The organism is Streptomyces kunmingensis, assembly GCF_039533535.1.
GTDB classification, from domain to species: Bacteria; Actinomycetota; Actinomycetes; order Streptomycetales; family Streptomycetaceae; genus Streptomyces; species Streptomyces kunmingensis.
This window is the reverse complement of sequence record NZ_BAAATS010000009.1, coordinates 12111-26590: the sequence shown is the minus strand read 5'-3', so window position 1 is coordinate 26590 and position 14480 is coordinate 12111. Positions and strand designations below refer to the sequence as shown.

10 protein-coding genes are annotated in these 14480 nt (G+C 72.6%); 3 read left to right on the top strand and 7 right to left on the bottom strand.

The window, feature by feature from the left end; all coding sequences use genetic code 11:
- The first annotated feature begins 111 nt into the window (after positions 1-111).
- Entirely contained in the window at positions 112-2676 is a 2565-nt protein-coding gene (locus ABD366_RS13425) for a D-alanyl-D-alanine carboxypeptidase (RefSeq protein WP_324776939.1), read from the top strand.
- A gap of 304 nt (positions 2677-2980) precedes the next feature.
- The gene (locus tag ABD366_RS13420) at positions 2981-4708 is read left to right on the top strand and encodes a glycosyltransferase family 87 protein (protein WP_411293909.1); all 1728 of its coding nucleotides are present in this window, start codon (positions 2981-2983) and stop codon (positions 4706-4708) included.
- A 122-nt stretch (positions 4709-4830) separates the two neighbouring features.
- Here ABD366_RS13420 and ABD366_RS13415 read toward each other — a convergent pair whose 3' ends face one another.
- From ABD366_RS13415 to ABD366_RS13385, 7 genes are all read right to left on the bottom strand, one after another.
- A complete protein-coding gene (locus tag ABD366_RS13415; protein WP_324776935.1) occupies positions 4831-6180 on the bottom strand; it encodes an extracellular solute-binding protein in 1350 nt (449 codons plus the stop codon).
- Positions 6177-7397, bottom strand: a complete 1221-nt coding sequence (locus tag ABD366_RS13410; protein ID WP_324776933.1) for a hypothetical protein — start codon at positions 7395-7397, stop codon at positions 6177-6179. Before ABD366_RS13410 ends, ABD366_RS13415 begins: the two co-directional genes overlap by 4 nt.
- Positions 7394-9631 carry a tetratricopeptide repeat protein gene (locus tag ABD366_RS13405; RefSeq protein ID WP_324776931.1) on the bottom strand — a complete coding sequence of 746 codons (2238 nt, stop codon included), beginning with the start codon at positions 9629-9631 and terminating at the stop codon, positions 7394-7396. Before ABD366_RS13405 ends, ABD366_RS13410 begins: the two co-directional genes overlap by 4 nt.
- 182 nt (positions 9632-9813) lie before the next feature.
- Positions 9814-10965, bottom strand: coding sequence for a galactonate dehydratase (gene dgoD / locus ABD366_RS13400; RefSeq protein ID WP_324776929.1), 1152 nt, complete (start codon positions 10963-10965; stop codon positions 9814-9816).
- Between the two features lie 86 nt (positions 10966-11051).
- The gene (locus ABD366_RS13395) at positions 11052-11768 is read right to left on the bottom strand and encodes a bifunctional 4-hydroxy-2-oxoglutarate aldolase/2-dehydro-3-deoxy-phosphogluconate aldolase (protein WP_324776927.1); all 717 of its coding nucleotides are present in this window, start codon (positions 11766-11768) and stop codon (positions 11052-11054) included.
- Positions 11756-12502, bottom strand: a complete 747-nt coding sequence (locus ABD366_RS13390; protein ID WP_324776925.1) for an IclR family transcriptional regulator — start codon at positions 12500-12502, stop codon at positions 11756-11758. The genes ABD366_RS13395 and ABD366_RS13390 overlap by 13 nt, the downstream gene beginning before the upstream one ends.
- A 4-nt stretch (positions 12503-12506) precedes the next feature.
- On the bottom strand, positions 12507-13439 hold the full coding sequence (locus ABD366_RS13385) for a sugar kinase (protein ID WP_324776923.1): 933 nt from the start codon (positions 13437-13439) through the stop codon (positions 12507-12509).
- Positions 13440-13747: 308 nt separating this feature from the next.
- Between ABD366_RS13385 and ABD366_RS13380 the strand changes: the two genes are divergently transcribed.
- Positions 13748-14434 (top strand): GNAT family N-acetyltransferase, encoded by a 687-nt coding sequence (locus ABD366_RS13380; protein WP_324776921.1) that lies wholly within the window; start codon positions 13748-13750, stop codon positions 14432-14434.
- Positions 14435-14480 lie beyond the last annotated feature (46 nt).

The following is a 14480-nucleotide window of genomic DNA, read 5'->3' as shown; positions in this document are numbered from 1 at the left end:
GCGGGGACCCCGGACAGGTCGGGCGAAGAGCACAAGGCGTCGGGTCGCCCGGCCCGGGACGAACAGGACCCGCGCCTTGCGGTGGCGCGGGAGACTCCGTCGGGGTCTGGCGTGGATCAGGCGACGGCCGTGTTCTCGGTCCGAGACGTCGCGGAGGCGAAGACCGGTTCCGAGACGGCGGACGAATCCGGTACGACGGATGCCGAAACCGGTACGGCGGGTGCTGAATCCGGGTCGGATGCTGAATCCGCGGCGGCGTCCGGGAACGGTTCCGGTTCCGGGGGCGCGGCTGCCAAGGACGACGGTGACGCGGAGCCCGCGCCTGCCGAGGAGGCCGGTGACGCGCGGCTGAGGGCCGCCGTGGCGGCCTGGGTGTCGAGCGGGCCCGACGATGACGCCGAGGGCGGAGACGGCGACAGCGGGCGCGGTGACGCCGAGCGTGGTGACGCCGCTGGAAGCGGTGACGGTGACGGTGACGGTGGCCGGGCCGGGGCGGATGTCGCCGGTGGTGCTGATGCCGACGCCGATTCCGGTGATGCCCCGGGTGCGGAGGGCGAGACTGAGGCTGCCCCGAGTGGCGGTGCCGCGTCGAAGCCGGCTGTTGCCGAGGATGGCGAGCCCGAGCCGACCGCCGGCGGTGACTCCGCCTCCAGCGATGACGCCGAGTCTGAGCCGAGCAGCGCCGATGACGCCGATGCCGAGCCGGTAGCGGCCGCTGCGGCCGGCTCCGAGGGGGTTGCCCCCGAGTCGGCCGTCGCCGGTCCCGCGAAGGGCGCTGAGGCTGCCGAGACGGCTCCCGGTGAACCGGAGGACGCCAAGCCGGTCGAGGCCGCCGAGCCTGCCGGGGACGCCAAGCCTGCCCAGGACGTCGAGGAGGCCGAGGACGCCGAGTCCGACGACGCCCCTGCGGACAGCACCCCTGAGGACAGCACCCCTGAGGACGGCGCCTCCGAGGCCAAGGCCGCCAAGCCTGATGCCGATGACAAGCCTGACGCCGCCAAGCCCGCAACCGCCGGGGACGAGCGTGGCGTGAAGGGTGGGTGGCCGAAGGTCGATCAGCCCACCGCCGTGTTCAAGGCCCCCGTGCCCCCGGTCGACCAGCCCACGACCATGCTGAAGTCGCCCGCGGCGAAGGACCCGGCGAAGGCCGGACCGGACGCCGGAGCGAAGGCCGGGTCGAAGGACGCCGCGCAGGACAGCGCCGCCAAGGACCGCCCCGCGAAGGGCGGCGCCGCCAAGGCCGATGAGACCGAGGCCGAGCGGACCAGCAGGTTCGTGCCGCTGAGGACGCTCGACAGCAGGACGGGGCCCGCGCCCGACACCGCCAGACCCGCGGAGCAGCCCGCCCCGGAGCGGACCACGCAGCAGCCGTTGCCGCCGAAGCCGCCGCTGGACCTGCTGGCCGAGCTGACCAACACGCCGCCGCCCCCGGAGACCCGGGTCCGCACCACCGTGCGCCGGTTCAAGATCTGGACGCCGCTGGTCCTGCTCCTGATCGTCGTCTTTGCAGTCGTACAGGTCGTGCGTCCGCTGCCGGACCCGACGCTCGAGCTCACCGCGCAGGAGTCCGTCTCCTTCGAGGGCGGCAAGCCGTCCGTGCCGTGGCCCGGCCAGGGCCAGGCGGCCATGGACGTGAACGGCATCGGTACGTTCGGCACGTCCGGTGACCAGAAGCCCGTACCGATCGCGAGCATCGCCAAGGTCATGACGGTCTACCTGGTCCTGCGCGACCACCCGATGAAGACGGGGGAGAAGGGCGAGAACATCCCCGTCGACGCGGCCGCGGAGAAGCACTACGAGACCGGCAAGGCCGGGAACGAGTCGGTGGTGCGGGTCTCCGAGGGCCAGAAGATCACCGAGTACGAGGCCCTTCAAGCCGTCATGCTGCCGTCCGCGAACAACGTTGCCAAGCTGCTGGCCCGCTGGGACACCGGCGAATCCTCCGAGTCCGCGTTCGTTGAGAAGATGAACAAGACCGCGAAGGAGCTGGGGATGAAGAACACCACCTACACCGACCCCAGCGGCCTCGACAAGACGACCGTCTCCACCGCCGAGGACCTCGTGAAGCTCGGCCGCGCCGCGATGGAGAACCCGGTCTTCAAGGAGATCTCCAGGCAGCCCAGCTACGTCGACCTCAACGGGGAGAAGCAGACCAACTTCTTCGGCCTTGTCCCCACCGTCGCCATCGGCATCAAGACCGGCACCACCACCGCGGCCGGCGGCAACATCCTGTTCGCCGCCGAGAAGCAGGTCGGCGGCAAGACCCAGACGATCATCGGCGCGGCCCTCGGCCAGTACGGGCGCAACGGCACCGCCAACATCGACGAGGTCACCGGCGTCGTCAGGAAACTGATCGAGTCGGGGCAGAGCGCGCTCACCGCCAAGACCATCGTGAAGAAGGGCGACGTCGTCGGCCGGGTCGACGACGGCCTCGGCGGCACCACCCCGGTCGTCGCCACGAAGGACGTCTCCGCCGTCGGCTGGTCCGGCCTGACCGTCCGGCTGCAGCTCGACGGGAAGAAGGGCGAGACGATTCCGCACACCGCGAAGGCCGGCACCGAGGTCGGCGTCCTGAGCGTCGGCGACGGCAAGAACGACGCCGTCGAGGTTCCCGTGGCGCTCCAGAAGGACCTCGCCGAGCCGGGCTTCGGGGCGAAGATCAAGCGCGTGGCATAGCGCTTCCGCGGGAGGCCGGCGACCCCGGCCTCCCGCGGCGCCCGTGCGCGATGCCCGTGCTAGCGTCGCGAGACCGGGGCAGGACCGGGACGTTCCCTCGGTCGCGAACGACGACGGTACGTACGTACGGGGAGTGTCAGCAGTGACCACAGCGGGGCCGACGCGCGCCGACGACGACGCCGAGCCGGGTGCCGGGCGCGTGCGAATACGGCTTGAGGACGAGCAGCCGAAGGAGCCCGAGCCCACGAGCGGGCCGGAGGAGACTTCCGGCGATGGCGGCGATAGCGGCGATGGTGCCCGTGGCGTGTCCCGATGGGTGGCGTGTGCCCGGCAGCGTCCCGTCCTCTTCGTCACCGCCGTCGCCGCGGTGCTGCACATCATCTGGTTCTTCACGTTCGCGAACAGTGGCGGTGACCTCGCGGCCCAGGACGCCTGGGCCGAGTTCGTGGGCAGGCACCCCGACTCCGCGTACAACCTCGCCTGGTACGGCGGCATGCACCCGGTCTCGTACAGCGTGGTGTCGCCGTATCTGATGTCCCTGCTGGGCGTCCGGACGACGATGATGATCGCCGGCACCCTGTCCGCCGCCCTGCTGACCCTGATCCTGATCCGTACGCGCGTCGTCGCGAAGCCGCTGTGGCCCGCGCTCGCCGGAGTCTTCGCCCTGCTGTGCAACGCCGCGTCGGGGCGCGTCACCTTCGGGCTCGGCATGATGTTCGGTCTCGCGGCGGCCGCGGCCGTGTTCTGCTGGCCCTACCGCTGGCGCTACAAGCGGTGGGCGAAGGCCGCCGTCGCCGCGCCGCTCGCCGGGATCGCGACAGCCTGCTCGCCCGTGGCGGGACTGTACGTCGGGCTCGTCGCCGTCGCGCTCTTCCTTCAGAAACGGTGGCCCGGAGCGTACGCGCTCGGGCTCGCGCCCGCCGCCGTCGTCGGGCTCTCGGCGTGGCTGTTCCCGTTCTCCGGCACGCAGCCGATGTCGTTCTGGTCGGCGCTGCTGCCGATGGCCTACGGCGTCCTCATCTGCGTCCTCGCCCCCAAGGAGTGGAAGACGGTCCGGATCACCTCCGCCGTCTACACCCTGTCGGTGCTGCTCGTGTGGCTGATCAGCTCGCAGATCGGCTCCAACATCACGCGTCTGCCGATGCTGTTCGCGGGCGTCGCGCTGCTCGCCATGCTGCCGTTCACCGTGCCGCGCTCGCGCAAGTGGTACGTCACCGTGATCGCCTTCGCCGGGCTGAACGGCTGGATCGGGTTCAAGTCGGTCGACGACGTCGTGCACACGACTCCGGCCGCCTCCTGGGCCCGTGAACTCGCCCCGCTCGTCAACGAACTCCAGCAGGTCAAGGCCGAGCGCGGCCGTGTCGAGGTCGTCCCCGCGCGCTCGCACCGGGAGGCGTCCGCCCTCGCCCCGTACGTGAACCTGGCCCGTGGCTGGACCCGCCAGGCCGACATGAAGCGCAACCCCCTCTTCTACGACGACACGCTGAACTCGGCGAACTATCACGACTGGCTGAAGCGCTGGGCCGTGCACTACGTCGTCCTGCCCAAGGGCGAACCGGACGGGGACGGCGGCGAGCGCGAGCGGGAGCTGGTGCAGCGCGGGCTTCCCTACCTCAAGCAGGTGTGGGGCGACGCCAACTGGCAGCTGTTCGCCGTGACCGACCCGACGCCGCTCGCCGAGCCGAACGCCGTCGTGGACGCCGCCGAGCAGGCCGAGCTGACCATCGAGGTGACCAGGCCGGGGCGGGTCCTCATCCGTGTCCCGTACTCGCCGTGGCTGGCGGTCGTCGACTCCGACGGGAAGGCGCTGGAGGCGCCCTCGGAGACCGAGGCGTCCAAGCGGGGGCGGGAGCTTGATGAGTCTGCGCCCAAGCGGTACTCGAACGTGCATGGGTGTTTGTTCGAGACCGAGGAGGATGCGGAGGGGGACAAGTGGACCCAGCTTGTTGCTCCGCGGGCCGGGACGTATCACTTGGCCGCGCCCTATAAGTGGTGGTCCCGGGGGACGCCCTGTCCGGAGGAGCTTCGGTAGGGGCTGCCCCCTTGGGCTGAGGGCACGGGGCTCCGCCCCGGACCCCGCTCCTCAATCGCCGGAGGGGCTGGATTTTTCCCGGAGCAGCTTGATTTGGCGCCGCCGGAGGGGCTTGATCTCTGCTAGCTGCAGATGTCTGTCGGGGGGCGGATCGTTGTGGGGGTGGTGGGGGAGGCTATTTGGGCGCGGACCGTTTCCAGTTGGGTCAGGAGTTTTTTCAGGGTCGGCTCCGTGGGGTGGCCGAAGTACTTCAGGACCGCACGGTAGAACGCGTCGCGCAGCACCGGCGGCATCACGTCCGAGGCGTCGAAGCACAGCCTGTTCGCGTCGTCGGTGAGGTAGGAGGCGATCTCCTGCGCCGCCGCGTTGTCCTCGGGCCGCGGGTCCGACCGGTCGGGGAAGAAGGGGCGCAGGTGCGGCCGCGCCGCGCTCGACCACTGTTCGCGGCCTTCCTCGCTGGTCAGGCGCTTCACCAGCTCCTGCGCGCCCGGGTTGTCGGTGAGTACGGCGGCCATGTCGCCCGACACCTCGAACGCGTTCCTGTGCGCGGCCGAACCCTTGAGGAACCGGGCTGCCGGCTCGACCCGGATGTCGCTGCGAGGCGCGTACACGAACCGTACGAACGAGGCCTGGTGCTCGTGCGTGCAGCCGGGCAGTGAACCGCCGAGCAGGCCCCGCGGGTCGCCGTCCGGGTTCCGGGGGTCGGTGGTGCCCCAGAAGGACATGGTCAGGGAGCGTTCCACCGCGGTGGGGGAACGGGAACCGCCCGTCTCGAGCAGGCCTGCCCAGGTCTTGAACGCCCGTCTCACCGCGGGGGACTTCGCCCAGTCGAGCTGTCCCGTGGCCCACTGCGTGTACGTGGTCGGGCCCGCCTGGTGCAGCAGGATGTCCTCGACCCAGTCGGTGCCGGGCCACCCCGAGGTCGCCTGGGCCGCCATGCCCACGCACCACCGGGGCTTGGCGCCGGAGGAGTTCGTCCTGCTCCACATGAGGCTCTTCAGGTCGACCTTGAGCGGCACCCAGTACGTGCGGCGCCTGCCGTCGACCATGAGCGTGGGGGACCAGGGAGCGTAGGCGCGTTCGGCGGTGGACGGGTCGAGGGGCTTCAGCTTGTCGCGGGCCGCGTACTCGGTGAGTTCGCCGATGCTGTTGAGGATGGCGACGTCGGGCGGCGCGTCGGCGGCGAGCTGCGCGACGAGGGTCTCGCGCAGGGAACGGGTGCCCTTGTAGACGTAGCGGTGCCCGGAACCGGGGGACAGGTCGCGCAGTACCTTCTCGAACGCCTCGCCCTCGGGGCCGGTCCACGGGCCGAGCACGACGACCTGGGTGTCGTCGCCACCGGACGAGCAGCCGCCGCCGAGCGCCGCGAGGCCCAGCAGGCAGGCGGCCAGGAGGGTGCGCAGGAGCCGTCTCCCGTATCGCCTTCGCAGGAGCCGTCTCCCATGACGCCTTTGCAGGGGTGTGTCCGTCATGACGTACCTCCGCCGCGGCCTACCACCAGGTACTCCCGCCGGTACGCGTGCAGCGCCCCCGCCATGACCCCGGCGGACAGCAGGCCCACCGGCATCACCCAGGCCGCTGCCGCTCCCACGTCTCCGAACCGGCCCTGCCCCACGGTGTGTTCCATCCGCGCCGTCGCCGGGCGGATCGCCGCGGGGTCGGGCGGGGCCAGCGGATCCTCGTCCAGGTGGACCTCGACCGCGGGCGACGCCCGGTCCGCCAGTACGTCCGCGTACGGCACGGCGTCGCGCTGCGCACTCCACGACCGCACCCCGTCGGCGACCGCCCACGGCACCAGGAGCAGCGGCAGCGCGGCGGCGAGCAGGGGCACGCTCACCCGGATCCGCATACGGCGGTGCAGGAAGACGAGGGTGCGCCACACGCCGACCGCAAGGAGGGTGAAGGAGACGAGGGAGACGGCGGCGGCCGCCAGGACGCGCGCGCCGAGTGCGGAGCGGTCGTCGAGGCGGTGGCGCAGCTCGCGTTCGAGGGCGGCGATGCGGTCGACGACGGTGGTGGCGTCGACACCCCGGGCGGCGCCGCACGGCGGATAGGGCGCGCTGCGGTCGGTGGTCGGTTCGGCGGTCTCCTCCGAGCACAGCATGCTCTGCGCGTACGCGAGTCCGGCCTTGCGCAGCGCGTCGTTTCCCACGTTCGTCCTGGCCCAGGCGATCCATTCCTCGTAGCCGTCGATGAGCCCCGAGACGACGTCGAGTTCCTGGCGCTGTGCCTCGCCGAACGCGCCGCCGCGCGAGAGCCGGGCGATGTCCTGGGCGGCGGCGCCGGTACGGGCGGCGTAGCGGGGGCCGAGGCCGGAGAGTTCCACCGCGTCGCCCGCGTCGAGGCTGACCTCTGCCTCCCGCTGGGCGATCAGCAGCGAGATCCTGGCGTCGGCCAGGTCGCCGAGGGCGGGGGCGAGTTCGGTGCGGATGTACGTCGAGTCGGCGCGCACGTCCGCGTAGGCCCAGCCGAGCGTGGTGAAGGCGACGACCGTGAGGAGGGGCAGCGCGATCAGCCGGTCGCGGAGGTAGGCGCGGTTACGGGACCGGCCCTCCGGCGGCCACAGCAGGCGGCGCAGGACCTGGACCCAGCGGGGTGCCGGGCGGCGCAGGACATCGGCACAGCGGGACACGGTGCGGCGCAGGGCATCGGGCAGACGGGGCGCCGGGCGGCGCGGCAGCGGCCTCACCCGTTCCGCCTCAGCCAGGGGCGGAGCAGGGCGGGCAGCGGGCGCCGCTCCCGGTAGTGGCGCAGGGCCAGCGGGCGGACCAAGTAGGCGCGGTCCAGCAGTCGTTCGGCGATGGCGTCGGAGCCCGGAAGGTCCGCCGAGCGGGCGGTCTGGCGGGCGAGGAAGAGGTAGAAGCCGGAGAGGTCCTTGGCGAGCGCCCTCTCCCGGGCGGGGAAGGCGAGCCGGGCCCCGGCGTCGCGCGCCTCGCCGTCGCGGGCCGCCGTCTCCCGGGCCAGCTGCTTCAGCCCGGCCGCGTCGATGATGCCGCCCGCCACGAGCTGCTGCGCCGCCTCCCACACCTCGGCCTTCATACGGACCCGGGCCGGTTCGTCGGTGAGGCCGTGCTCGGTGAAGAGGCGGGCGAGACGGACCAGGGCGGCGCCCAGGCCGTCGGTGGAGGCGGCGTACTCGACGGCGATCCTGACCGTCGCGGTGCGGGCGGCGGTCCGGTGCCGGGAATGCTGCGGCACCGCGTCGAGCGCCTCGAGGGCGGCGGCGCACGCGCGCGGGCCGGCAAGGGCGAGCCGGGCCCGCGCGGCCCCGAACGCGGCGCTGCCCAGCGACGGATTGCGCAGCCGTACGGCCTCGTAGAGGGTGAGCGCCTCGTGGTGGCGGCCGAGGCGCTCGGCGCAGTGGCCGAGGGCGAGCTTGGGCGCGTACTCGCCGGGGATCGCGCCGTAGACCCGGTCGAAGTGGTCGCGGGCCGCGGCGGCGTCGTCGCGGGCCAGGGCGAGGAGGCCGCGGTGCCAGTCGATGCGCCAGTCGCGCCGGGCGCGCTCCTGGCCCAGGACGTCGGCGGCGCCGGTCAGCTCCTGCTCGGCGAGGTCCGGGCCGGTCTCGTCGGGGTCGGTGTGCAGGGCGACCCGCAGTCGCAGGCGGCAGCGCAGCAGGCGCACTTCGACGGACTCGCGCCAGTCCGCGATGTTCTGCAGCAGCGCGGCGGGGTCGGCGTCGGCGAGGCGGCTCAGCTCGGCGTGGTGGTCGTCGTGCGGGTCGGGCCGGGGCACCGGAAGGCGGGCCGCGGCGTCGGCGGCGGCGGGCGGCGCGTGCAGCGGGCCCGGCGGGTCCTCGCCGGGCGGCACGGCCCAGCGGGGCAGGTCGGGCGCGGTGCCGAGGCCGCCGTCGAGGGCGTACGGCGACTGAAGGAACAGCGGCGACGGCTCGAACGTCTCGTCCCGGGTCCGCAGCGAACGCAACTCCCGCCACACACCCCGCAGTTGCACCTCCATCTCGTGGGCGTCGGCGAACCGGTCGGCCGGGGTGGAGCGGGTGGCGCGGCGCAGCACCCGGGCCAGGGAGAGCAGGCCGAGGCCGGTGGGGGCGGGCGTGGTGGTCATGAGGGCGGCGCGGGCCGTCAGCGTGTCGCCCTCCCGCAGCCGGTCGAGCGCGCCGAGCGGCCCGAGGTCGCGGGCGTGCTCGCCGAGCCCGCACAGGGTGCGCAGCGTCTCGCCGAGCCCGAACAGGTCGTCCTGGGGCCGGCTCGCGCCGGCCACCTCGTTCGGTCTGAGGAGCACGTTCGGGGCGCGGAACCCGTACGTCGTCAGGCCCGGCGCACCCGCCGGCCGGATCGATCCGACGTCCACGACCTTGATGGCGGCGCCGTCGTGCATCACGTTCTGCGGCTTCAGGTCCCCGTACACGCGGGCGGCGGAGGCGGGCCGGGAGTGCAGATGGTCCAGGGCCGAGAGGATGCGCACCCCGTAGGCGAGCACGAACTCGTGGAAGCGGGCGTCGCCGAACCGGGCGGGGGTGAGCCGTGCGAGGGCCCGTACCTCGTCCAGGTTCAGCCCGTCGACGTACGGCAGGACGAGGAAGTCGCCGACCTTGTCGTGGGTGCCGTAGTTGAAGACGGGGATGATGCCCTCGTGGTTGAGGTCGGCGAAGGCCTGCCGCTCCTCTTCCAACGCGTGCGCCGCGTACGCGACTTGACCGGGCCGCAGTGTCTTGACGGCGACCTCGCGGTCGTCGACCTTCTCGTCACGGGCGAGATACACGTCCCCCATCCCGCCGAGGCCGAGCCGCCGCACCACCCGGTACTGCCCGGCGAGCAGCTCGCCCGCGGCCAGACCGGGCCGTTGGTCCCGCGCGTCCCCGGCCACCGGAGCGCGGGGCCGGATCTCCGGCAGCGCGGTGACGTCGGGACCTTCCGCGGGCAGCTCGACATCGGCGTCACGCGGCGCAGCCTGCTGCGGCATGACGATCAGTGGCCCTGAGGAGTCCCCCTCCATGGCGATCCAGAATAGGTGCCGATGGCCGGTATCGGACCCCATACGGACCATGCGGGTTCGACCACAACTCGGTTACAGGAGTGCGGCGTTGTCCATCGCGCCCCGGAGTGCGGGGGTGCCGCGTGCGCTCCGGAGCGCGGGGCGGGGGCTCACCACTCCGCGAAGGAGCCGTCCGTGTGGCGCCAGACCGGGTTGTGCCAGCGGTGTCCGGTCGCCGCCGCCTTGATGACGGCCTGCTCGTCGACCTCGATGCCGAGGCCGGGCGCGGTCAGCCGGGCCATGTGACCGTCGGTGGTGTCGAAGTCGAAGACGGACGTGTCGACGAGGTAGTCGCCCAGGTCGGAGCCGACGTTGTAGTGGATGCCGAGGCTGGTCTCCTGGATGAACGCGTTCGGGCTCGCGAAGTCCACCTGGAGGCACGCGGCGAGCGCGATCGGGCCGAGCGGGCAGTGCGGGGCGAGGCCCACGCCGTGCACCTCGGCCTGCGCGGCGATCCGGCGCACCTCGGAGATGCCGCCCGCGTGTGAGAGGTCGGGCTGGGCGAGCGCGATGCCGGACCGCAGCACGGGCTCGAAGTCCCAGCGGGAGTAGAGCCGCTCTCCGGTGGCCACGGGAATGCTGGTCGCCGCCGCGAAATCACCGTACTGGGCGCTGAGTTCGGGTAGCAGCGGCTCCTCGATGAACATCGGGCGCAGCGGTTCCAGGGCGCGGGCGAGCTGCTTGGCGAGGGCCGGGGACGTACGGCCGTGGAAGTCGACGGCCACGTCGCCGTCCGGGCCCATGACCTCGCGCACGGAGGCGACGCGTTCGACGACGGCGTCGATCTCGCGCGCGGTCTCCAGGTGCTTGAGCCGTCCGCCGACGTTCATCTTCACGGCCCGGTAGCCCTGCTCCAGCCGCTCGCGCGCGTGCTCGGCGGCCTCGCTCGGGTCGTCGCCGCCGATCCACGAGTACATCCGCATCCGGTCCCGGACGGCGCCGCCCAGCAGGTCGTGCACCGGGACGCCGTGCACCTTGCCCTTGATGTCCCACAGGGCCTGGTCGATCCCGGACACGGCGGAGGACAGGACGGGCCCGCCGCGGTAGAAGCCGCCCTTGGTCATGACCTGCCAGTGGTCCTCGATCCGCAGCGGGTCCTTGCCGACGAGGTAGTCGGCCAGCTCGTCGACGGCGGCGGCAACGGTATGGGCCCGCCCCTCGACCACGGGTTCCCCCCACCCGGTCACCCCCTCCGACGTCTCTATCTTCAGGAAGAGCCAGCGGGGGGCTACGAGGTAGGTGGTGAGGGAGGTGATGTTCATGGGGGGTAACTCCTAGCTTGAGCAGACGGCCGTCAAATCCAGCCCCTCCGGCGTTTGAGGAGCGGGGTCCGGGGCGGAGCCCCGTGTCAGTGCGCCAACAACTCGGCGAGTCGGGAAAGCTGCTCCGGATCCTCCAGCGCCGATCCAACGGCGACGACCCTGGCTCCGGCAGCCAAATACTCCGCCGCGTTCCCCGAATCCATCCCCCCCGTGGCAACGAACGGCACCTCCGGAAACGGCCCCCGCATGGCCCGGAACCACCCAACCCCCAGCACACTCGCCGGAAACGCCTTGAGCCAGGTCAGCCCGAGCGCCCGCGCCGCCTGCACGTCACTGGCCGTCGCCACCCCGGGCAGATGCGGCAGCCCGGCCGCGACACTGGCCCGCGCCACCTCGGCGTCGAGCCCCGGGGCCACGGTGAACGCGGCCCCCGCCGCCACCGCCCGCTCCAGCCGCTCGGCCGAGGTCACGGTGCCCGCGCCGACCGCCTTGCCGCGCTCGGCCCCGGCGGCCACGACGGCGGCGAGGACCTGGCCGGCCGTCTCGTCCTGCACAGGTACCTCGACGCATTCGATGCCCAGGTCCCAGGCGCGTACGGCGAGTTCGACGGTCCTGTCGACGGGCAGGCCGCGCAGGATCGCCATGACCGGCGCCTTGGCGAACAGGTCATCGAAGGTCGGGGCCCCGGGCACTGCCGGGTTCACGGACATCGCGGGGTTCACGGACATCGCGGGGTTCACGGGCATCGCGGGGTTCACCGGCATAGCGGGGTTCACGGACCTCTCGGGGTTCACGGACGCCATCCCAGCTCCTTGGAGATCGTCTCGGCGGTGGCCACCAGATCCGGCAGCACATCGGTTTCGAGGGCGGACAGATCCGCTCTCGCCTTGAGGGCGGTCACGGACACGGCGGCGACGACCCCGCCGCCGCTGTCCCGGACGGGGACCGCGAGGCAGTTCACGTAGTCCTCGTACTCGCCGTCGTCGACGGCGAAGCCGCGCGCCCGCGTCTCGTCGAGGGCCTTGCGGTAGGCGGCGGGGTCGGTGAGCGTCGTGCCGGTGTGCGGCGCGAAGTCGCAGCCGGCCAGGAGTTCGGCGGCGCGCTCGCGCGGCAGGTGCGCGAGGATCGCCTTGGCGACGCCGGCGGTGTGCAGCGTCACCGGGCGGCCGATCTGCGAGTAGAGCCGCACGCCGTCGATCGGGTCGACCTTGTCGACGTACACGATCCGGTCGCCTTCGAGCGCGGCGAGGTGCACGGTGTGCCCGCACCGCCCGCCGAGCCCGCGCAGGTGCTCACCCGCGACGTCCTTCAGGCCGAACTGTTCCAGCGCGAGGTGGGCCAGGCCGGCGAGCCGGTGACCGACCGCGTACCGCCCGTCGGGGAGCCGGCGCGCGAGGCCGCCCTCGGTGAGCGACTCCAGGATCCGCAGCGCGGTGGAGCGGTGCACACCCAGGTGCTCGCCGACCTCGGTCTGGGTGCGGGGGCTGCGGGCGACGAACTCCAGGATGTCGATGGCCCGCCGTACGGTCTGTGACACGACGTCAGTTCTCCTCTGTGGCCGCTGTAAGCGCTGTGGTTGCCGGTACGGCGGGTACGTAGTCCTCGATGCTGCGCAGGGTGCGTCCCGCGAGCCGGTGCCCGAGGGCGAGCCGTTCGTGCGCCGGCGCCCCGTTCAGCAGGGCGCTGAGGTATCCGGCGGCGAAGGCGTCCCCGGCACCGACGGCCTCGACGACGTCCACGGCCGGCGCTGCCACGAACTCCCGTGCACCGGCGTCGAATTCGGTGGCGCCGACGGACCCGTCCTTGACGACCAAAGTGCCGCGCGGCGTCAGGTGGTCGCGTATGTCCTCCGCGGTCGGAGTGCCCCACAGGGCTTCGCCCTCGTCGCGGCCTACGAGAACGACGTCGGCGCGGCGGGCCAGCGCGGACAGCGTCACGGCGGCCTCGCTCCTCGAACCCCACAACGCGGGGCGGTAGTTGACGTCGAACGACACCGGCGTGCCGGTCTCGGCGGCGAGCTCCATCAGGGTCCGTACGAGCGCGGCGCACCCCTCGGACAGGGCGGGGGTGATGCCGGTCAGGTGCAGCAGCCGGGCGCCGGTCAGGTCGACGCGGCCGGCGTCGGCGGGGCCCATCCGGGAGGCCGCCGAACCGGCCCGGTAGTAGTGCACTCGGGTCCCGTCGGGCCCCGGGTCCTTGAAGTAAACGCCGGTCGGGGCGGTCGCGTCGGCCCGTACGCCGCTCACGTCGACGCCCCGCGACGCGACCGCCGCCACGATCCGCCGGCCGAACGGGTCGTCCCCGACGCGGCTGATCCAGGAGGCCCGGTGGCCGAGGTCGGCGAGGTACTGGGCGACGGTCGACTCGGCGCCCGCGACAGCGAGCCGCAGCTCACGGCTGCGTTCGAGCCCTTCCCCGTCGGCGGGCGTGACCTGCGCCATCGTCTCGCCGAGGCAGACAGCCGTACCCGTCATCGCCGTCCCTTCATTGACATCCCGCTGGGGCCATGCAGAACATTAGCAGCTCCTGCGCAACAGGCGTGCATATGTTGCAACAGCGGGGCGGCGATCGGCCCGGTCGGTACGCGCAGTCTCAGGTGCGTGGGTGGCCGGCTCCGGTATCTCAGGTGCGTGGGTGGCCGGCTCCGGTATCTCGGGTGCGTGGGTGGCCGGCTCCGGTATCTCGGGTGCGTGGGTGGCCGGCTCCGGTATCTCGGGTGCGTGGGTGGCCGGTCCCGGTATCTCGGGTGCGTGGGTGGCCGGTCCCGGCGATGATGCGGATCATGCCGATCGAGATCACGCACGCCATCGAGCCGGGCACCTTCGCTTCGGCCCCGCAGCCGACCCTGCGCACGCACGACGGTGAACTCACCCTCCGCAGCTGCGAGTTGCGGGATGCCCCGGCCGTCCACGAGGCGTTCCAGGACCCCGCCCTGCGCTACTGGCACGCCCGCAGCATGGAGTCCCTGGACGAGGCGCGCGCCTGGGTGGAGGAGGCGCACGAGAGCTGGCGGCGGGAGAAAGCGGCCCAGTGGTTCGTGACCCGGACCGCCGACGGCGCCCCGCTCGGCCGGATCGCCCTGCGCGACATGGACCTCATGGAAGGAGGCGCCGAGATCGGCTACTGGGTGCTGCCGCAGGCCCGTGGCCGGGGTGTGGCCCCCAGAGCCCTGGCCGCGCTGACGGACTGGGCCCTCGACGCGGGCTTCCACCGCCTCGACCTGGAGCACTCGACCCGCAACGAGGCGTCGTGCCGGGTCGCGCTCAAGGCCGGCTTCCCGCTGGAGGGCACGCGCCGCAGCTCGGCGCTGCACACGGACGGCTGGCACGACATGCACGTCCACGCCCGGATCCAGGACACCCCGGATCCAGGACACCCCGGATCCAATCCAGGACATCCCGGGTCCAATCCAGGACACCCCGGATTTAGGGCGCCCCGGCGCCGGGATGGGGGCCGCGTACGACGGTGACACGCGGAACTGATCCTGGCTGGTGCACTCTTGACAGCGTGCGTAC